18 protein-coding genes and 1 pseudogene are annotated in these 19,451 nt (G+C 62.4%); 4 read left to right on the top strand and 15 right to left on the bottom strand.

Features of this window, described 5'->3' with window-relative positions:
- Positions 1–12 precede the first annotated feature (12 nt).
- The 14 genes from IVB28_RS19350 to IVB28_RS19285 form a co-directional block, all read right to left on the bottom strand.
- The gene (locus IVB28_RS19350; RefSeq protein ID WP_247528203.1) at positions 13–1,137 is read right to left on the bottom strand and encodes a glycosyltransferase; all 1,125 of its coding nucleotides are present in this window, start codon (positions 1,135–1,137) and stop codon (positions 13–15) included.
- Positions 1,134–2,222: a glycosyltransferase gene (locus tag IVB28_RS19345; protein ID WP_247528202.1), complete on the bottom strand. Its 1,089-nt coding sequence runs from the start codon at positions 2,220–2,222 to the stop codon at positions 1,134–1,136. The genes IVB28_RS19350 and IVB28_RS19345 overlap by 4 nt, the downstream gene beginning before the upstream one ends.
- The gene (locus IVB28_RS19340; protein ID WP_247528200.1) at positions 2,219–3,349 is read right to left on the bottom strand and encodes a glycosyltransferase; all 1,131 of its coding nucleotides are present in this window, start codon (positions 3,347–3,349) and stop codon (positions 2,219–2,221) included. The genes IVB28_RS19345 and IVB28_RS19340 overlap by 4 nt, the downstream gene beginning before the upstream one ends.
- Positions 3,346–4,458, bottom strand: a complete 1,113-nt coding sequence (locus IVB28_RS19335; protein WP_247528198.1) for a glycosyltransferase family 4 protein — start codon at positions 4,456–4,458, stop codon at positions 3,346–3,348. Before IVB28_RS19335 ends, IVB28_RS19340 begins: the two co-directional genes overlap by 4 nt.
- Positions 4,455–5,741 (bottom strand): TIGR04295 family B12-binding domain-containing radical SAM protein, encoded by a 1,287-nt coding sequence (locus IVB28_RS19330; protein WP_247528197.1) that lies wholly within the window; start codon positions 5,739–5,741, stop codon positions 4,455–4,457. The genes IVB28_RS19335 and IVB28_RS19330 overlap by 4 nt, the downstream gene beginning before the upstream one ends.
- Entirely contained in the window at positions 5,738–6,799 is a 1,062-nt protein-coding gene (locus IVB28_RS19325; RefSeq protein WP_247528196.1) for an NAD-dependent epimerase/dehydratase family protein, read from the bottom strand. The genes IVB28_RS19330 and IVB28_RS19325 overlap by 4 nt, the downstream gene beginning before the upstream one ends.
- A complete protein-coding gene (locus IVB28_RS19320; protein WP_247528194.1) occupies positions 6,799–7,911 on the bottom strand; it encodes an NAD-dependent epimerase/dehydratase family protein in 1,113 nt (370 codons plus the stop codon). The genes IVB28_RS19325 and IVB28_RS19320 overlap by 1 nt, the downstream gene beginning before the upstream one ends.
- A gap of 211 nt (positions 7,912–8,122) precedes the next feature.
- Positions 8,123–9,328, bottom strand: coding sequence for a phosphopentomutase (locus tag IVB28_RS19315; protein ID WP_247528192.1), 1,206 nt, complete (start codon positions 9,326–9,328; stop codon positions 8,123–8,125).
- Complete coding sequence (locus IVB28_RS19310) at positions 9,316–10,269, bottom strand: beta-xylosidase (protein WP_247528190.1); 954 nt, start codon at positions 10,267–10,269, stop codon at positions 9,316–9,318. Before IVB28_RS19310 ends, IVB28_RS19315 begins: the two co-directional genes overlap by 13 nt.
- Complete coding sequence (locus IVB28_RS19305; RefSeq protein ID WP_247528188.1) at positions 10,266–11,033, bottom strand: TIGR04290 family methyltransferase; 768 nt, start codon at positions 11,031–11,033, stop codon at positions 10,266–10,268. The genes IVB28_RS19310 and IVB28_RS19305 overlap by 4 nt, the downstream gene beginning before the upstream one ends.
- Entirely contained in the window at positions 11,030–11,836 is an 807-nt protein-coding gene (locus IVB28_RS19300; RefSeq protein ID WP_247528187.1) for a nucleotidyltransferase family protein, read from the bottom strand. Before IVB28_RS19300 ends, IVB28_RS19305 begins: the two co-directional genes overlap by 4 nt.
- Positions 11,837–11,838: 2 nt before the next feature.
- On the bottom strand, positions 11,839–12,942 hold the full coding sequence (locus IVB28_RS19295; protein ID WP_247528186.1) for a glycosyltransferase: 1,104 nt from the start codon (positions 12,940–12,942) through the stop codon (positions 11,839–11,841).
- Entirely contained in the window at positions 12,939–13,535 is a 597-nt protein-coding gene (locus IVB28_RS19290) for a histidine phosphatase family protein (RefSeq protein WP_247528185.1), read from the bottom strand. Before IVB28_RS19290 ends, IVB28_RS19295 begins: the two co-directional genes overlap by 4 nt.
- Positions 13,535–14,635 (bottom strand): inositol-3-phosphate synthase, encoded by a 1,101-nt coding sequence (locus IVB28_RS19285; protein WP_247528184.1) that lies wholly within the window; start codon positions 14,633–14,635, stop codon positions 13,535–13,537. The genes IVB28_RS19290 and IVB28_RS19285 overlap by 1 nt, the downstream gene beginning before the upstream one ends.
- Before the next feature lie 325 nt (positions 14,636–14,960).
- Between IVB28_RS19285 and IVB28_RS19280 the strand changes: the two genes are divergently transcribed.
- From IVB28_RS19280 to IVB28_RS19265, 4 genes and pseudogenes are all read left to right on the top strand, one after another.
- Positions 14,961–15,248 carry a hypothetical protein gene (locus tag IVB28_RS19280; protein WP_247528605.1) on the top strand — a complete coding sequence of 96 codons (288 nt, stop codon included), beginning with the start codon at positions 14,961–14,963 and terminating at the stop codon, positions 15,246–15,248.
- 13 nt (positions 15,249–15,261) lie between these two features.
- Positions 15,262–16,176 carry a hypothetical protein gene (locus IVB28_RS19275; RefSeq protein ID WP_247528183.1) on the top strand — a complete coding sequence of 305 codons (915 nt, stop codon included), beginning with the start codon at positions 15,262–15,264 and terminating at the stop codon, positions 16,174–16,176.
- A gap of 304 nt (positions 16,177–16,480) precedes the next feature.
- A pseudogene (locus IVB28_RS19270) lies at positions 16,481–16,628 on the top strand (IS3 family transposase); the annotation flags it as partial.
- A gap of 608 nt (positions 16,629–17,236) precedes the next feature.
- Positions 17,237–19,108, top strand: a complete 1,872-nt coding sequence (locus tag IVB28_RS19265) for a feruloyl-CoA synthase (RefSeq protein ID WP_247528182.1) — start codon at positions 17,237–17,239, stop codon at positions 19,106–19,108.
- On the opposite strand, the gene IVB28_RS19260 is transcribed toward IVB28_RS19265, so the two are convergent.
- Positions 19,076–19,441 (bottom strand): hypothetical protein, encoded by a 366-nt coding sequence (locus IVB28_RS19260; protein ID WP_247528181.1) that lies wholly within the window; start codon positions 19,439–19,441, stop codon positions 19,076–19,078. The genes IVB28_RS19265 and IVB28_RS19260 overlap by 33 nt on opposite strands.
- Between the last annotated feature and the right edge of the window lie 10 nt (positions 19,442–19,451).

Raw genomic sequence — 19,451 nt, 5'->3', positions numbered from 1 at the left:
GTGATAGGCCTTTCAGAGTTCGGCAACCTGCATCGGGCGTGCGGCGGGAAACCTTGCGGTTTTGCGTCGGCGCCGTGCGGATGCCTCCGCGTAATAGCTCTCCAGTTGACGAGCGCGGTGGTCCGAGGTGTGCTCGGCAAGAACCCGCCGCCGCGCGTTGTTTGCGATCGTGCGCCGCTGCTCGTCGGGCATGTCGCGCAGGATTTCGACGACTTCGCGCGGATCCGACGCCAGCAGGATTTCCCGCGAAGGCTCGAAGATCGTCTCGAGGCCGGGCCAGCGGTCCGAGATGATCGGCGTGCCACATGCGGCCGCTTCGAACAGCCGAACGCTCGGCGAGTACCCCAGCGCCTTCATGTCGGCGCGGGTGGCGTTCAGGGTGAAGCGCTGCTCCGAATAGAAGGTCGGATGCTGCTTTGGCGCGAGATGTTCGATGCGCGCGACGTTGGCGGGCCAGGTGACATGATCAGGGTATTGCGCGCCTGCGACGACGAATTGCTCGGACGGCAGCTCGCGGGCGGGGGCAAGCAGCAGGTCGCCAAGAATGGGCTGCCTGTCTTCGCTATAGGTCCCGAGATATCCCAGCGTCCACTTGGGGTCGGCATGAAGGGGCGTGTAGATGCCGGTGTCCGCACTGCAATAAAGGACGCATGCCAGAGGGCTTCCGTAATTCTCCTCGATCATGCCGGGCACGGGCCCGCCGGCGAAAGACAGATAGAGGTCGAAGCGCGGGATCATCGCGGCGGAGAGATAGTCGGTTCCGTGATCGAGTTTCGCCAGCGTAACCGGCGTGTCGATGTCGTAGAACGCGGTGATTCCACGGGCATGGGTCGTCGCCCATTCAGCGATCGCGATGCCGTCGGGGACGTAGGAGCCGATGATTACCAAATCGGCGTCCCGAATCAGCTTGCCGAATCGGAGCGGAATGTCTTGCAAGGATTGGTAGAGCTCCACTGTCCAGGCCGCTGGCTTGGTCAGATCGCGGTGGTTCCGATACCAGGGAACATCACGTTCGAGGAACGTGACATGGTGCCCACGTCGCGCCAGCGCTTCGATCAGGGCGCGGTACGTCGTAGCGTGGCCGTTGCCCCAGGACGAAGTGACCGAAAGACCGATGACGACGATGGAAAGCTTCATTCTGCTGCCTCGATCCGCGAGCTGCTGGCGACAAAGAGATCATTGAACTGGCGTGCGCGTTGCCGATAGGTGTGCTGGCTGAGGATACGCGCGCGGGCGCGACGCGCGATCGCCTGTGCACGATCGGGATTCAGCGCGGCGAGATGCTCTGCGACCTCATTGCCGTTTGCGGCGACAAGGACTTCGCGACCCGGTTCGAGAAAATGATCGATTCCTTCCCATTGATCGGTGATCAGGCACGCGCCGGCGCCTACCGCCTCGAACACGCGCGTCGGCGGTGAGAAACCGTAGCGCGCCATGCTGTCACGGTTGACATTCAACGTGGCAAGCGCTGAGCCGAAGAAAGCGTTGTGGTCGCCGGTCCCGACATGGCCGACCTTGCGAAGATTGGCTGACGTGTCCTTGCTCTCCCAGCCGGAGCCGCCCAGCACGAACGTCTTGTCGGGCACTTGACGTGCAACATCGAGAAAGAAACGCTCCACGCGCTGCTCGCGATCGGGCAGCCGGTTCGCCAGCAGGCTGAGGTCACAGACAAAGCGTCGATCTGGCGCCGCGGGAAAATGAGTCGCAGGGTCAAGTGCGTTGTAGATGGGAACGCAGTCCTTGGCGCCCATGCGGCGGTAGGTGGACACAACGCCATCGCCTCCGCCATAGGTCAGGACCATGTCATAAGAGGGGATTGCGCGACGCAGATGATGCTGCGCATCGCTTTCCATCGCTTCGAGTGTAGCGGGGGCGTCGACGTCCCAATAGATCCGCATGGCGCGCGACGGCAGTTCGGCGATCGCGCTCTCCAATTCCTGATCGAAGACGCCGACGCCGCTGGCCTTGATCAGCATGTCGGCCGATTGTGCCGCGACATCGAGCGAGCCGCGCCAGCCGTCCACGGTTGCGGGATAGACGACCACCCGGGCCCAGTCCGGATCGGCGATGTCCCGGTGAGCCTGGCGTTCGAAGGCGTCAGGTTCGAAGAAGGTAATGTCATGACCGAGCGCCGCAATCTCCTTCAGCATGCCACGGTAATAGGTGGCGGCGCCATTCCAGTACGACGACACGAGGCTGGATCCGAAGAAGCAGATCTTCATGCGACGGCTCCGATGGACGGCTGTGGCTCTGACGTGCGACTGGAATTGCGGATGCCCGCCACGATGTTGACGAGCTGCTCGGCGCGATGACGGCAGGTATGGCGTTCTCTGATCGTCTTCAGGCCTGTCTCGACCATCGCGGACGCCAACTCCCGGTCGTCGAGAACGGCACGGAGCGCGCGCTTCATCTGTGCCCCATCGCCGACGCTCAGATAGGCACCCTCTGGAAATAGAGATTCGGCATCTGACCAGGGCGCCGAGACCAGAGGGATACCGCAGGCCAATGCTTCGAACACGCGGATGGTTGGAATTCCCGGAAGGAGGCGCACATAAGGTCCCCGCGGCACATGGACTGTTGCGCGCGCGCCCGCGAACGCAACCGGAGCCCAATGTGCCGGCAGCCAGCCACCATGGCGCACACCTGCATGGCGGATCGTATCGAGCGCGTCACTCGAATAGCGCACGCCGAAGACGCTCGCGCGAAGCTTCAACTCCGCGGCCGGCCCGATCAGGAATTCATTGAGCTCAGCGCTGCGTTCGCCATCGCCCCAATTCCCGATCCAGACCATGTCGTCGGTACGCTCGATCTGCGGCAGCGGGTGATACAGAGCGATATCAGCGCCCTCATGCCAGGTGAAAGCACGGTTAGCCCAGCCGAGCTTCAGATAGATCTCCCGAAGGACCTCGCCGAAGGCGAGGACGCCGTCAAATCCGTCGAGATCGAATTGCGCGAGTTCTTCGGGGGCGCTGACTGCACGATGGTGAGTGTCGTGGAATAGGAGCGTGAATGCGGCGCCGTGGGCTCGCTTGCGTCCGATTCGAGCGATCAGAGCAGGCGAATTCCATTCGTGAACGATGACGAGATCCGCGCCGTCGAGCGCGTCGTCAAGATCGAGACTGGCATCGTAGCCGCGGATGTTGATGCCGGGGAAGAGCGCGGGGATGTCCTCCATCGCATGATTGCCGCCCTCGCGGATCGCATTAAGCCGGCTCCAGCCGTCGATCGGTTCGTACACGACAACGTCGTGGCCGAGCGCAAGCAGTTCCCGCGCATAGCCGCGCAGGAAATGCGCGTTGCCGTTATTCCAGCACGAGGTGAATGCGTGATAGAATAGAACGCATTTCATGCGCGCACCTCCAGCGGGCCGGCCGGGGCGGCGAAGTGGTGAGATGCGACAAGACTTTGATAGAGCCGGAGATAAGCGTTCGTCATTCGCGTGAGCGAATAAGTCAGGGAATGCTCATAGGCGGAGCGTTGCAGGCGCGCTCGCTGGGCTTCGTCGGCGCAAAGGGTTGCAAGTGCCCGATGAAGCGCCTCGCTGTCGGTCGGATCGAAGAACAGGGCGGCTCCGCTCCACAACTCGCGGAAGCTCGGGATGTCCGACAGGACGAGCGCGCAGCCTTCCGCAGCCGCTTCCAGAACCGAAAGGCCGAATGGTTCGTAGAGCGCCGGACTGACGAAGACGGCCGCGTGCCGAAGCCGCGCGGCCATGGCATCGTGCGACAACTCCCCAAGCCGGGAGACATCCGTGGAGAGGCGTGGATCGGTGGGGCCGGCGGCCTCAACCGGCCAGCTCAATCCGGGCGCGGCCGCAGCGAGGGTCTCAATGTTCTTGGCGCGGTCCCACAATCGTCCGGCCGCCATAATCAGTTCCTGCTTTCGACCCGTGGGCTGGCCAGGCGCAATCCCATTCCAGATCACCGTGCCGCGCGATTGAGGACAGTAGATGGAGGCGATATCATCGTGGAAAGCGCGACTTGGACACACCCATGCAGTCGCAGCGTCGAGCGCCGTCTTGACGTGCTCGGTGTAGCGGCGCCATCGGAGCTCGGTGAGCCATGTCGTATCTCGGCAGGCCAGCGCCCAGGAATTCACACAGGAATGCGCGACCAGGACTGTGGGAGCTCGCCAGGCGAAGCTCGCCTCGCGAAAGCTGTTGAGGTGGATCACATCAGGCTCGAACCTGGATTCGAACTCGGCAAGGACGCGCTTCGCGTCGGCGATGTTCCGTCCTTCCGGGTCTTGCCATTCGAGCGCGAGGTCCGTCTCGATCAGACGCACCCTGGGATTGCGGAGCATCGCATGCTGATCGGCGCGTGCGCGGGGACCAAGCGTCAACAGACAAACGTCAGCGCCGGAGTCCGCGAGGCTGGACGCGAGGGCGCAGGAATAGGTCCACACGCCTCCGACCGTGTCCGTGGTCATCAAAATTCTGATCTGTGTGCTTCGACTCATGAAGCCCCCTGGAGTTCGAGGGCATCGAGCGGAACCGGGCGGTCGTTCTGCACGTCACTGAACTGGTTGAACATGGTGAGATAGTGTTGGTGCGCGCGCTCCCAGGCGAAGTCGTCGGGCTCGCCCCAGAGCTTCCGGTAATCCGGCGAGCCCGGATAGGGATACAGAGGTACCGGATCGTTCGCCCAGATGCCGGCATTCTGCATTGTGCGGCGCCAGCGTTGTACGACCGGGTCGTCGTCTTCGGGCACCTCGATCAAATTGGCCTGCACGAAGGGGACGTGGCGCCGAGCCTCGACCAGGCGATCGGCGAGCTGATCCGTGCTCATCTTGCAGTTTTTTGCGAGCGCCGCGCGGCCTTCGACGGTCAGGCTCTCGATGCCCGCTTCGATCGAAACGCAACCGGCGCGGCCAAGCATGGCGAGCATGTCCGGCTTCCAGAGGTCGATGCGAGTCTGCACGCCGAACTTGATGCCGCGAGTGGTCAGCCCTTGAAGCAACTCAACGTTGGGAAGGAAGATCTCGTCGATGAAGTAAAGATACTCGATGCCTTGACTTCGCAAGCCATCGATCTCTTCGAGAATGACGCCCGCCGGCCGCTTGCGATAAGCATTGCGGAAGTTCTCCTTGGCGCAGAACGTGCAGTTGTAAGGACAGCCGCGCGAGGCCTCGACCTCGGCCCCGGGAGCGACCGGCTCGGCCTCGAAACGATGATGATGGTGGTGATGGCGCCGGATCATCTCGGCGGGCCAGTCGAGCGCGGGCTGATCCGTGAAACTCGCCGCCTGCGGACCGCCATTGACCCGCGACGAAGTACCGTCGGCGAAGCACAGGCCCGGAAAATCGCGTTCACCATTGGCAAGACGCAGCACGGACGCTTCACCCTCGCCCATCACGACGATGTCGACGCCGAGCTTCTTCAAGGCCGCACGGGGCGTGGTCGAGCCATGCGGCCCTACCGCGATCAGGATGGGCGCAAGGTTGCGCACGGCGCGCACGAGTTGCTGCGGCACGCGCAGCTCCGGGGGTGCGCAGCGCCAGAACAGGTAGGTCGGGGCAGTCGTGATGACGATCTGATCCGGCCCGAACGCCTGCAACTCGACCTCTATATCGCGAGGTGAGAGGTCGAACATATGCGCATCGAGCAACAGCGTCTTGTGCCCGGCGGCCTTCAGATAATGCTCGGAGATCCCGAGCTCGAGCGGAAGGTGAGGGGACCGGCATCCGAAATAGATGCTGCCGGCAAAATCCCAGTTCGGATTGATAAGGGCGACTCGCGTCATGCCAGCGCCTCGCAATTGCCTTGTGAACCGAAGCGACTGTTGAGCCAGCCGTGAAGCGAGCGCAAACCGTCGCCGATGGACAGCTGAGGCGCCCAGCCGATCGCGGTGGACAGCGCCCGCGTGTCGGTGACGTACCAGGGCTGATCGCCCGGCCGCCAATCTGCAAAGCGATATGCGAGCTTGCGGCCGGTCAGGTCGGTGATGCGGTCGATCAACTCCAAAAGGCTGATCGCGTTGGCCGGGCCGCCGCCGAGATTGAACACGCGCCCGCGGACCATCGCGATGTGGTCGAGCGCCGCAAGCCAAGCGTTTGCGGCGTCTGCCACGTGGAGCGCGTCCCGAACCTGGTGACCGTCACCGTAGATTGTCAGGGGATTGCCGCGGATGGCGCTGAGCAGGAAATGCGCGATCCAGCCCTGGTCCTCGGTCCCGAATTGACGCGGCCCGTAGATGCAGCTCATCCGCAGGACGACAGTCTGCAGCCCGAACACCCTGGCGTAGTCATGGACGTATTGATCTGCCGTGCCCTTCGAGCAGCCGTACGGGCTGTAGAAATCAAGCGCCGCATTCTCGGAAATGCCGTCGGCCAACAGGCTACTGTTCGGCGTGTAGCGGCGGCCGGTCAGGGTGATCTCGTTGTCATCGATCAGCCGACCATAGACCTTGTTGGTGGAGGCGAAGATGACCGGCGCCGTGCTATTGTGCAGGCGGACCGCTTCAAGCACGTTCAGCGTGCCACGTGCATTGATCTCGAAATCGCCAGCCGGGTCGGCCATGCTGTCTGTGACGGCCACTTGGGCTGCAAGGTGCAGCACGGCGCGGGCCTCCCGCACGGCGTCGATCACCGGAATCGGCTCGCGGATATCGGCGATCGTGATCGTCACGCGCTCGCCGTGCCGGGACTTCAGCCATTGGGCGTTCTCGCGCACCCCGGCGCGAGCGAGATTATCCAATACAAGGACGCGGTCGCCGCGCGCCGCAAGACGATCGGCGAGGTTGCAGCCGATGAAGCCGCAGCCGCCGGTAATCAGCACAGGCCTGTTGTCTCGCTCACTCATCACGCAACCAATCCTCGTTGCAGCAGCTCCCCGGTGGCCCGTTCCGCCTGATCGTCGGCGATCTGGTCGGCCAGGTACTCCGCGAGTTCTTCAAGACCGTCCTTGAAAGCGACGTGCGGCTCAAAGCCGAGCAGATCGCGCGATTTGCCGATGTCGGCGAAGCAGTGGCGGATATCGCCGGCCCGGTATTTCCGCGTGATCTCGGGCGCGATGTCGCGGCGGCCCATCACGTCGGCGAGATCCTCTGCGACGGACAGGATCGTGCGGCTCTTGCCGGAGCCGACATTGAAGACGTCCTGGGTGTGGTCGGCTTCGAGGGCAAGGCGGCAGGCACGGGCGACGTCGTGGACATGGACGAAATCGCGTCGCTGCAGGCCGTCTTCGAAGACCAGCGGCGGCCGGCCGTTGAGCAGCCGCGCCGCAAAGATGGCGAGCACTCCGGTGTAGGGATTGGAGAGAGCCTGACGCGGGCCGAACACGTTGAAGAAGCGTAGGCCCACCGTGGAAATCCCGTACGCCTTGCCCGTGATCAGGCACATCCGCTCCTGCGCATATTTATTCAGCGCGTAAATCGAACTCAGGGACGGCTGCTTCGTCTCCGGGGTGGGCACGGGATCGAGCGGATTGCCTGCGGTGTCCCGCAATTCCCACTCTCCGTTCCGCAGCTGCTCGATCGGCCGTTCATCGCAGGCGATAACGCTTGCGTCCGCACCGCGATAGAGACCCTCGCCATAGATGCTCATGGACGATGCGACCACCAGCCGTTCGACGGGACGCTTGGATAATGCCTGCAACAGCACCGCGGTACCGAGTTCGTTGGTGCGAACATAAGGTTCGATATCGTACATGCTCTGGCCTACGCCCACCGCCGAAGCGAGGTGCAGAACCATGTCGGTGCCGCGCAGGGCCTGCTCGACCGCAAAAGCATCCGTGACATCGCCGACGACGAGCTCTGCCTCGTCGGCAAGATAGCCGGGGCGCTGACGATTGCCGCCGTGAACCTGCGGACAGAGATTGTCGAGAAGCCGTACGTCATAACCCGCCGCAAGCAGCGCGTCGGCCGCGTGCGAGCCGATGAATCCCGCGCCTCCAGTAATCAACACCCGCGTCATTCATCGCTCCCTGCTGTCATGGGACCGATCCTTTCGGGATCGATCGATGATGAGAGTTGAAGCGCGCTTCTGCTTGGTCGGGCGACCGCACGCGCCAGTCACGTCTGGGAGTTAGAAGCGGTGCAAGGAATGTTGGTTCCTCCGAAACGTACAAACGAAAATATCTCTAACCTGGATCAATAGCAAAAGTGAATCGCCGGATTGTTGGAGGCTAGAAGCTTGCGCCGTGAAGCGGTGTTTCGAGACCAAGGTGCCTTGCAACGGTCGCGCCGATGTCGGCAAAGCTGGTGCGCCGTCCGATTGGCGACCTCGATCCAACGCCGCGGGCCAGGATAGGAACCTGTTCGCGCGTGTGATCGGATCCGCTCCAGGTCGGGTCACAGCCATGGTCGGCGGTGATGATCAGGAGATCCTCGTTTCGCAGGCATTTCAGCAGATCCGGAAGGCGCGCGTCGAATGCTTCCAGCGCCGCTGCATAACCGGCCACGTCGCGGCGGTGTCCGTAGAGCGTGTCGAAGTCGATGAAGTTCGCGAACAGCAGTCCGTTATCCGCAAGGCCTGCCAGTCCTGCGAGCGTGGCGTCGAACAGCGCTTCGTTGCCATCTCCGCGCTTGTTCCGTCCCGTGCCGCGATGGGCGAAGATGTCGTCGATCTTTCCGATCGTAACCACATCGCGGCCCGCCGCCTCGGCAAGATCGAGGATCGTCCGCTCCGGTGGCGGTACGGAAAAGTCGCGCCGACGCGCAGTTCGCTTGAAATCGCACGCCGACATACCAACGAACGGCCGCGCGATGACCCGTCCAATGTTGAGGGGATCGACGAGCCGTCGCGCAATCGTGCAGACATCGTAAAGACGGTCCAGCCCGAACGTCTCTTCATGGGCGGCGATCTGGAACACGCTGTCGGCGGAGGTGTAGCAGATCGGCTCGCCGCTCCGCATGTGGCGCTCGCCGAATTCCGCGATGATCGCGGTTCCTGAAGCGTGGCAGTTCCCCAGGATGCCGGGAAGGGCAGCCTCTGCGCACAGGCGCTCGACCAGATCGGGTGGGAAGCACGGCACGGACTTTGGGAAATAACCCCAGTCGAAGGGGACCGGCACGCCGGCAATCTCCCAGTGACCTGAGGGCGTGTCCTTGCCCTTTGAGATCTCGCTGGCGCAGCCGTAGTGAGGATGCTCGACCGGGGCGTCCAGCCCAGGTGGTATGCGACCCGTGGCGAGACGGCAGGCCGCACCGAGGCCCAGTGCTACCAGATTGGGAAGCCGCAACGGTCCCCCGCGCTGCGGATTGTCCGCCTTGCCCGCTGCACAGGCCTCGGCGATGTGTCCAACCGTATCGGCGCCTTCATCGCCGTAGCGATTGGCGTCGGGCGCGGCGCCGATCCCGACCGAGTCCATCACCAGGATCAGGGCACGCATGTCGCCTCTTTGGTGACCGGCTGCGAGCTTGCCACCGAAGACGCGACCCCGGTCTTGGCGCAGTAGCGCTCGACCATCAGGGCGCAGAAGTCCGCGAACTCGTTCGCATCGGTCGGTGGGCTGGTATGGTGAGGTTCGAGACCGCGGTGTTCCGGCGTGAAGCAGAAGGTCACCGTGACCTGAAACTCGGCGAGCGCATCCATCTGGCGGTCGAACCAGTCGAGCGCATTGGGACGAAAGCTGTCGGCCCAGGACAGTCCGGTCCGCAAATGCGTCACGCCGAGACGGCGCATCCAGCGCACGGCATCATCAAGTCGATGATCCTCGAAGTGGAACCACTGGCACAAGCCCATGGCCGGTGCATATTGGCCGAACAGGTCGGCTGAAGCTTTCGGTGTGCCGTCTTCCCGAAGCAGACCCATGTGGAAATGGCGGTAGTACGAGGAACCCTCCGCCTCCTTGTGCCGGGTGGTGGCTTCCCAGCTTGAGGGCAGATCATAGAGGCTGTACCAATGAATACGCGCTGCGCGGCCAGTCAGGAGCTCGGCGGTGCGGCTGAGGCCCCAAGCCTGCACCTCCTCGGCGCCGAAGGACGAGACGCCGACCTCGGTGACCCAGACGGGCAGTGAGGTGACCGCTTTGATCTCCTCGATCTTGGCCGGCCATTCCCCGATCTGCCACAGATTCCAGTCGAGCGGAAAGCCATGCACGGCAACCGCGTCGACGTGATCGAGCACGCCGCGCGCCTGCATGTTGCGCATGAAGGCGGGATCGATCGGCGAGATGCCGCCGAGTACGCGGGGCAGGGTCGGATGCGCGCTGCGGATCGATCTTCCGGCGGCAATTGCCAGGTTCGCGAACATCGCCCAGTCCGGATCGATCAGGATGTCCCAATGCGACTTGTTGTTCGGCTCGTTCCAGATCTTGGCAGCTTCGATCATCGGGCGTCCCCCCGTGCCGGATAGACGGGGCCGTCGGCTTGCGGCCGGGTCGTCCGCCTGCACAGATAGACTTCCTCCTCCGGATGCGCCGTGATGGCAAAGCCTGCGCTGCGCAGCATGGCCTCGACGCAGGCGCGGTTTGGCACCCACCAATTGGTCGGATCATCGGCATATTTGTGCTCGATGAAGTGCAGTTTCGGGTACCCGGCGGAATCGAACTGATCCGTGGTCCAGAAATCGTAATTGGTTTCGACCGTATCGATGCGACTGTCTCCCCGTTGCATCGATTGGAACAAGAGGAGGTCACCCGCCACGTGCTCGTGGATGAGGTCCAGCGCGAGCAGCGGGTGACGCAAATGGTAGAGCACCCCCATGAAGATCACGAGATCGAATTTCTCGCGGAGTTGCCCGACATCATAAGCCGACATCTTGCGGAATTCGACTTTGAGCCCGTTTACCTCCGCGGCGAAGCGGGCCTGTGCCAGATACTCATCGTCCGTGTCCAGGCCCAATACACGTTCGGCGCCGCGACGTTTCATTTCCATGGCGTAGAAACCGGCATTGCAGCCGATATCGAGCACACTCTTGCCTTCGAGACGATCCGGAATGATGCCGGAGAAGCGCTGCCATTTCACGTTGGGATAATCGCCGAGGAAATGCGATGGCGCCGTAGGCACGCCTTTCAGGTCCAGATTGTGAAACCAGGGTCCAAGCGCATCGACGCGCTGGCGGATTTCCTCGCGGGAGAGGGCGCCTGTGGTCATGCAATCGCTCCATTGCTCATGGTGGCCGGACGAGCACCGTCCGGCGATGCGCCCGCCGCCCGCAGCCTTGCCCGCCCGTCGGTCGCACTGTCGGCAAGGAGGGCCATCGCCGTGCGGTAGCCACCGATGGTACCGACATCGACGTAGGACTCGCCGGCTTTGACTCCGATGCCGCGGCCACCTGCTGCGAGATAGGCGTTGACCAAGGTTCCGAAATACTCGTCGCGGCGCTCGCGCGCATTCCAGAGCGCCTGGAGTTCGCCAAAGCCGCGCGCGGACATCCTGAAGGCACCCCAGATCCAGCGTGATGCCGCGTTCGGTTGCTTCACCTGAATTTCGACAACGCGGTCTTCGTCGAGCACGACGGCATCGAAGAATTCAGGGTGCTCGACCGGAAACAACAGGAACGAGAGGTCCGCATCCGGCAAGGTCTGCAAGGCGGATTTGGGAAACCACACGGTGTCGGGCAGGCCGACCATCACATCCTCGTGCTCGCCAACCACCGTGCTTGCCCTGAACACGGCGTCGCACAGTCCCGACGCATCGGGCTGCACGACGTAGGCGAGCCGGGCGCTGCCATAGTGATCGCCGAAATATTCGAGGATGTCCGACTTGCCTGGCGAGATCACGAAGCAGATCTTGTCGGCGCCGCCCAAGATCAGGCGTTCCAGAAGATATTCCGAGACGGCGCAGGGGCGGTCCGTGCCGTCGTGGTGCCGGCTGCCGACAGGCAGCAACTCCTTGGAGAAGGCGAGCGGTTGGATGCGGCTGCCGCGGCCCGCGGCCGGAACGATGCCCCACATGATCAGGCCTCCTCGGGTTGCTGCCGACGCGCGCCGCGTGCTGCAGCCTGCTCGAGCAGAGATATGAGTTCGTCAGCGCGCTTGCTCGATGTGTGTAGTTCCAGGACGCGTTCGCGAGCGCGTTCAGCCATGTGCCGCAGTTCTGCGTCGTCGGCGTTCAGGGCTGCGATCGTATCGTGCTCGTCACGTGCAATGAGGATCTCTTCACCTGGCTGAAAGAAATCCTCGATTCCCGGCCAATGATCGCTGAGGAGCGGTACGCCGCAGGCGGCTGCCTCGAACAAGCGGCCCGAGGGACACCAGCCCATCTCGGCCATCGCGCGCCGGGTGACATTGAGCGTCAGGCGGGACGATGCAAAGAACGGGGCGTGTTCCGGCGGAGGCAAGTGCCGCACGAAATAGACATTCGGCGACCACGGGAAGTTGTCCGGATATTGCGCACCGGCGATCAGAAAGCGAAGATCCTGGCGTGCCTGTGCAGGCGCGACGAAAAGCTTTTCGAGCGTGTGTTGGCGATCCTCGGAGTACGTGCCGAGGTAGGACAGATCCGCGCGATAATGCGGGCGCGGCGGGACCGGCCGATGAACATCGCTGTCCACATGGCCGTAGAGGGGACGAACGTCACGCGCCCCCAGTCTGCCGCGGAATTCGCTGGCGATGCGAGGTCCGCCGGTGAAGCTCAGGACAAGGGCGAAATCCTGCAGGCCGCGCGGCCCGATATAAGCGACGGTTTCGCCGGCGATGAGTTTTGCCAGCGTGACCGGCGTGTCCAGATCGTAGAACACGGGTACCGCACGCCCGGCGGAGAGGATCAAATCGGTAGCTGCCAGGCCATCGGGACAATAGGACGTCACGATGGCGACGTCGGCATTGCGAACGGCATCACTGGCGTTCGGACGGACATCTTCCCAGCTCGAGAATAGCCGGAGCTCACCGCCCGGCAGTTCATGCAGGTCGCGGGCCCCGGCATAATATGGAACATCCCGCTCGAAGAAGACGACATGGTGGCCGGACCGCGCAAGATGCTTGCACAAGCCGCGCCACAGCGTCGCGTGGCCGTTGCCCCAAGAGGAGGAGATTGTCAGTCCAAAAATGACAATCTTCACGCCGGCACCCGCTGGTTGATCCCTCTGACCTGCACCCCACGATGATCCGCACTTAGAGTGCTGATGCTTGCAGGATCGATCTCAATGGAGAGAAAGTCGTCGAGCTGCCTGCGCGAATAGTGTAGGAGGGCCGCGCGGATCGGCTCGGCGTGACTGACCGCGATGACGGTCTCGCCATCCCTGTCGCTACGCAATTGCTCCAGATGACCGACGACCCGCTTTTGAAGCGCTCGCATGCTCTCGCCTCCGGGCGGACGGCTGGTGCTACGTCGTCTATTCCAGCGCGACCATCGCGGATCACCACCGAGGTCCTCGAAGGACCGTCCCGTCCACTCTCCATAATCGAGCTCGTCCAAAGCAGGTACGATTTCGACCGGCAGTTGGAAATAGGCGGCTAGGATGCAAGCCGACTGCATGCAGCGCCGCTGCGGGCTCGACTGAATCAACGTCGGTGACGGCGTGATAGTCTCGGCGCAGCGCGCGATCTCGTTATTGCCGAGTTCGTCGAGCTCCACACCCTTCATCCGGCCGCACAACATCCGGCCGAGCAGAGCATGATGACCATGACGGACGAGATGAATGATCCGCGCCATCACGCATGAGCCTTGTCGTCAATGAACGCGCGCGTCCGCCGGCTAGCTTCCTCGTCAGTGAACTGCTGCGGCGGCGACTTCATGAAATAGCTTGACGGGCCGGTCAATGCGCCGCCCTGACCGCGGTCCATGGCCAGCTTGGCGCAGCGCACGGCATCGATCACGACGCCTGCGGAGTTCGGGGAGTCCCAGACCTCGAGCTTGACCTCTGCGCTGAGGGGAACGCCGCCGAAAGTCGTACCTTCCAGGCGGATGAAGGCCAGCTTGCGATCGGTGAGCCAAGGCACATGGTCGCTCGGTCCGACATGGATGTTGTCGGGATCGATTGGGACATCGAACTGGCTGGTGACGGCCTGCGTCTTCGATATCTTCTTCGAGGCCAGCCGCTCTCGCTCCAGCATGTTCTTGAAATCGGTGTTGCCGCCGACGTTGAGCTGGTAGGTCCGGTCCAGCCGCACGCCGCGGTCGCGGAAGAGGTTGGCGAGCACGCGGTGCAGGATTGTGGCGCCGACCTGGCTCTTGATGTCGTCGCCGATGATCGGCAGGCCGGCCTCCTCGAAGCGTCGGCGCCACACCGGATCGGAGGCGATGAAGACGGGGATACAGTTGACGTAACCGCAGCCGGCTTCGAGGGCACGCGCCGCATACCACTCGCTGGCGCGTTGTGAACCCACCGGCAGATAGGACACCAGAACGTCCGTGCGTGACGTGGCCAGCGCCTCGGAGACGTCGGCCTCCGGCACTTGTGCAATTGGTACGTCTTCAGTCAGATAATGGCCGATGCCGTCCATGACAGGCCCGCGCTGCACGATCACGCCGGTCGGCGCGACGTCGGAGAAGCGGTGTGTGTTGTTGGGCGTCGCGAAGATCGCGTCGGCGACGTCGCGCCCGACCTTGCTGGCGTTGACGTCGAAGGCGGACGCGATCTGGATATCGCTGATATGGTAACCGCCGAGATCCGCGTTCATCAATCCCGGGACCGGCTCATTCGACTTGGCGTTCCGATAGTAGGTGAGGCCCTGGACGAGGGAGCTCGCGCAGTTACCGACGCCGACGAGTCCGACGCGCACGCGGCGCCTGTCTTGAAGACGAGAATGCATGGAATGAAACCCTCCCGGAAACACGCGGCGTCGGTGTAAGTACGTCGGCGAACGTGCGGAAGGTATGTTGGTTCCTGATGGGAAGATGCGAGCCTCGCGCCGCCAGGAATTTGGGCCTACAAAATACGACGAGCTTAACATGTGATAGAATCCGAACCCTTTGCAGGGAACGAAGAACCTTCAAGATGAAGATGAAGAAGATGATGCTGGCCGCACGAGTGCGCTTTGCGTCCGAAGAACAAATTCATGGGGAGCGCGTTTGTCGGCCGACGGTCCGAGCGATCGCGAGCTCATCGCGCGGTCGCGCCAGCAAGAGAGGTGCAAGATGGCGTCCACAACACAGAACAGCGGCGGTCAAACGACAACCGATCATGACGTCATCCGGAAATGGGCCGAAGTGCGGGGCGGCAAGCCGGCGACGGTCAAGGCAACAGAAGAGGATGGTCATGCGGGCATCTTGCGTATCGATTTCGATCCGCCGGATGACGGGCTCGACCGCATCGGCTGGGACGAGTTCTTCGAGAAGTTCGACGAGGCTGGAATTGCGTTCCTTCATCAGGACCGGACCAAGGACGGCGAGCTGAGCCGCTTCCACAAGTTCGTAAGGCGCTAGCCCGGAACCGCGCATGTCGAGCAGTTGGATCGACGCGATGCGTGCGGGCGATTTCGCTCGTGCCTGGGAGATCAATGATCGTGATCTGATTGAGATCGCGCACCCGCCCAAGCACATGGGACCGCGCCACCTCCAGCGGATCTGGCGGGGGGAAGACCTGAACGGCAAGAACGTGCTGGTCCGTTGTTACCATGGGCTGGGCGATACCATCCAGTTCCTTCGCTTCATGCGGCCGCTTCATTATATTGCGCGCAGCGTCACGGTCTGGTGCCAAGGCGAGCTTCTGCCGTTGGTGGAGCGAACGGATGGCGTCGATCGCGCCTTTGCTCTCCATGACCGTGCGCCTGATCATCAGTTCGAGGTGGATATCGAGATTATGGAGGTGCCACACGCCATTAAGGCGAGTCGGGACCAGATCGAGATGCGGGCACCTTATCTCGCGCTGCCCCCAGTGGTCGCGCCGACGCTCCCGCAAGCCGGAGGCCCTGCCGTCGGACTGATTTGGGAAGTCGGAAATTGGGACAAGCGTAGGGCGATTCCACCCGCGCTGTTGCGGCGTCTGTCCGTTCCAGGCGTAACGCTCTGCTCGCTCCAGCTCGGGGCCGGGGCAGCCGAACTGGCCGAGATCGGCGCGATCGACATCAGCACGCCTGACGTTGTGGCTCTCGGTCACGTCTTGCAGCAGCTCGACCTCGTGGTTTGCGTCGACACGATGGTTGCGCATCTTGCCGGAGCCCTTGGGTGTGATGCATGGGTCTTATTGCATGCCGATTGCGACTGGCGCTGGCCGTTAGCGGGATCTCGCTCCTTATGGTATCCTAGCCTGACGTTGTTTCATCAGAGGGTGTCGGGCGACTGGGACCATGTCATTTCCGACGTGCGCAACGCCTTGTTTGAGCGCGCCTCGGAGCTCCGAGGCGTTGTTTGAAGGATCAAGCGAGCGTAGTCTGCGGCTTGATGGAGCGGATGGGCATCCTCGCAGTTGGCCCGAGTTGCCAGAAAAGTCGGATCAAAATCGTGCGGGCGGCACGAGTCCGGGCCAGGTCATGATGGGATGAATTTGCCGTGCCATTGCGGCAGGCTGCATCGAGGCAGTTCCTGGACAATACGGTTGGATGGACAGGGGAGATACTGCACGCCGCATTGGGTTGCCCACCGACTGAGAAATTCGCTCTTTGACCGAGAGCAGATTTTCTGTGCGGCAGCATTCACTGGGCGAGAGAGCTAGTGGTCAGCGCTATGGCAGCCCGCGGGTGCATGCCGCTCTGCGGACGCAAGGACGTGGCGCCAGCCGCGGCCGGATCGAACGGCTGATGCGGATCATGGCGCGACCCGTCGGTTCGTACCACCGACAGTCGTTACGATCTGCCGATCGCGCCGTGCCGAGCTTTTCACGGTCGCCGCAAAGGCGGGCTGTCTGTTCGGCGTCGCCCACTTCAGAGTTGGCCCGATCGGCGCTTTGACCTACACTCATGAGTCAATCGCAGGTTACATAGAGACCGGCGACGTCCTGCTGACTCAAATCGTCGGCAGGCAAGACCTGCAGAGCTTGACGGGGAGTGCCGGCGTCCAGGTGAGGCTTCCCGTCTCATTCGGCGGCGCCAGATACAGCCCTATGTGAACCTCACGGCGGAGCACGACTTCCTTGGTGACGGCCGGATCATCACAACGACGCAGACGACGACGCTGCTGTTGCCCATCCTTACGCCTGTCAGTCCTAGCAACCAGAGCTATGGCAAGGTCTTAGCGGGGCTTGCAGCCCAGCTTGGAGGCAATGTCAGTGGAATGATCAATGCCTACACCACCTTCGCCGCAACGATGGTAACTTCTATGGGATCAATGTGGGCGTCAAAGCCGCTTTCTAAACTTTCTCCCGACCACTGCTTGGCCCTCTTCGGGGGGCCAAGTGTTTTTTCGCACAGATTTCTGTACGCTCAAGCCGATCTCCGTCGCATCGGAGTGGGCTGTGAAGCCTTGAGGCAGGTCCCATGAGCTCTGTTTCCGTAATCTCCCAGAACCGGTCCGAGCTTCTCTTCGCCGAACCCAGTATCTTGGCCGAATACCGTCCGGATGGCGCGATCGTCCTGCGCTCGCTGAGCCCGCTCGAGCCCTTTGCGCGATGCGCGGGGGATTGGCTCGAGCACTGGGGCTCTAAGGCGCCGGACGGAATATTCCTCGGGGAAAGGACGGCAGTCGACACCGCTTGGAACACGGTGACGTATGGCCAGGCGCTCGAGCAGGTCCGTTCGATCGGTAGCTGGCTTCTGACGCAAGGCCTTACCCCGCAAACGCCCTTAGCCATTCTTTCGGACAACAGTATTGAGCACGCGCTGCTCGCGTTGGGCGCGATGCATGTGGGGGTGCCGGTCGCGTCCATCTCACCTGCATACTCACTGATGTCGAAAGACTTCGAGAAACTCAAGGCGATGATCAAGCTGCTTGAGCCTGGCGCCATCTATGTTGCAAACACCAGGCAGTTTGCAGCCGCTCTTCAGGCGATACAGCCGCTGCACAATGCCAGGCTGATCAGCGGCTCTCGTGATGTTGGCAGCGCGATCTCCTTCAAAGATCTCGTCAGCGCTCCCTCCAGCGCCGCTGCTGCTGAAGCATTTCGAGCCGTATCGCTCGATACGGTCGGCAAGCTTCTGTTCACGTCCGGCTCAACGGGGGCGCCAAAGGCGGTCATCAATACGCAGCGGATGATGACATCGAGTCAGCAAGCAAAGGCGCAGGTCTGGCCTTTCGTCAACGATGCCGGCAGCAAGCTCGTCATCGTGGATTGGCTGCCTTGGAGCCATACGTTTGGTGGCAACCACAATTTCAATCTGGTGCTCCGGAATGGAGGGTCACTTTACATCGACGCAGGCAAGCCGATGCCTGGCCTATTCGACACCTCCTTGGCCAACCTGCGCAGCATCGTGCCGACTGTCTACTTCAACGTCCCGCGCGGATTTGACATGCTCGTTACGGCGTTACGCGGCGATCAGGAGCTGCGGCGCCGGTTCTTTGCTGGAGTGAAGATTATCTTCTACGCGGGAGCTGCGCTGCCGCAGCATCTATGGGATGCGTTGAGCCAGCTATCGGTCAGTACGATCGGAACAAGCGTGCCTCTCGTCTCCGCGTGGGGCTCCACGGAAACGTCGCCGCTGGCGACCGACTGCCACTTCCAGGCGGAGCGGTCCGGCAACATCGGCGTGCCGACCCCGGGCACTGAGCTGAAGCTCCTACCTTCCGGTGACAAGCTCGAGGTCCGCGTCCGCGGACCCAACATCACGCCAGGCTACTGGAAGGCGCCCGAGCTCACCGCAAAGGCGTTCGATGAAGAAGGCTTTTACCTCATCGGCGATGCCGTCAAACTCGCGGATCCCGGCCGTCCAGGCCGTGGGCTGTACTTCGACGGCCGCGTGGCAGAAGATTTCAAGCTCAATTCCGGCACCTGGGTGAACGTCGGCACATTGCGCGTCAACGCAGTCGCCGCCTTTGCGGGGGTGGCACAGGACGTCGTTGTTTGCGGGCAGGGCGAGGACGAAGTCAGGCTCCTTGTCTTTCCTAATCTGGCAGCGTGTCGCGCACTTGCTCAATTGCCGGATGGTGCCACGTGCGAAGATATTCTCAATCATCCAGGTGTACGCGAGGCGGTTGCGGCTGGTCTTTCCAGGTTGAAGGCCCAGAGCGGAGGAGGGTCCTCAAACCATGCTACGCGTGCGCTGTTGCTGAGCGAACCGCCGTCCGTGGACTTTGGTGAAATAACCGACAAGGGCTACATCAATCAACGGGCGGTGCTGACGCGGCGAGCTGCTGATGTTCAGGCATTGAACGACGCTGCTTCAGCCAAATGGATCGGATGTCCGTTCTCGTGATAGCTGCCGGTTAGCGGACAGACCGCATAAAGCGGTCCACCGTCGGCCCGGCTCAATTCCCAATGACGCGCTGCGCCAAGCCTGGCCGAGGCGCCAAGGGAGCTTTCCAACCTCGCGCATGTCTTCGTCGTGCAGATCAATCAGATCGCCAAATGTGCGAACGTCCCGCACCACGCGTGGTTTGGACGACCCGTTGCAGGCAATGTTGCGCTCCATCTCGAGCGCCCATTCCTCGCCGTCCTTGCGCCGCCGGAACGTCTCGGCCACATAACGGTTCTTGCGGCGGACTTGAACCCACCAGTTTCCCGATCCCAATTGAGTGAAGGTCGCCACGCATGTGCAC

It is taken from the genome of Bradyrhizobium sp. 199 (assembly GCF_023073355.1).
GTDB lineage: Bacteria > Pseudomonadota > Alphaproteobacteria > Rhizobiales > Xanthobacteraceae > Bradyrhizobium.
This window is presented reverse-complemented; position numbering and strand designations above follow the sequence as displayed.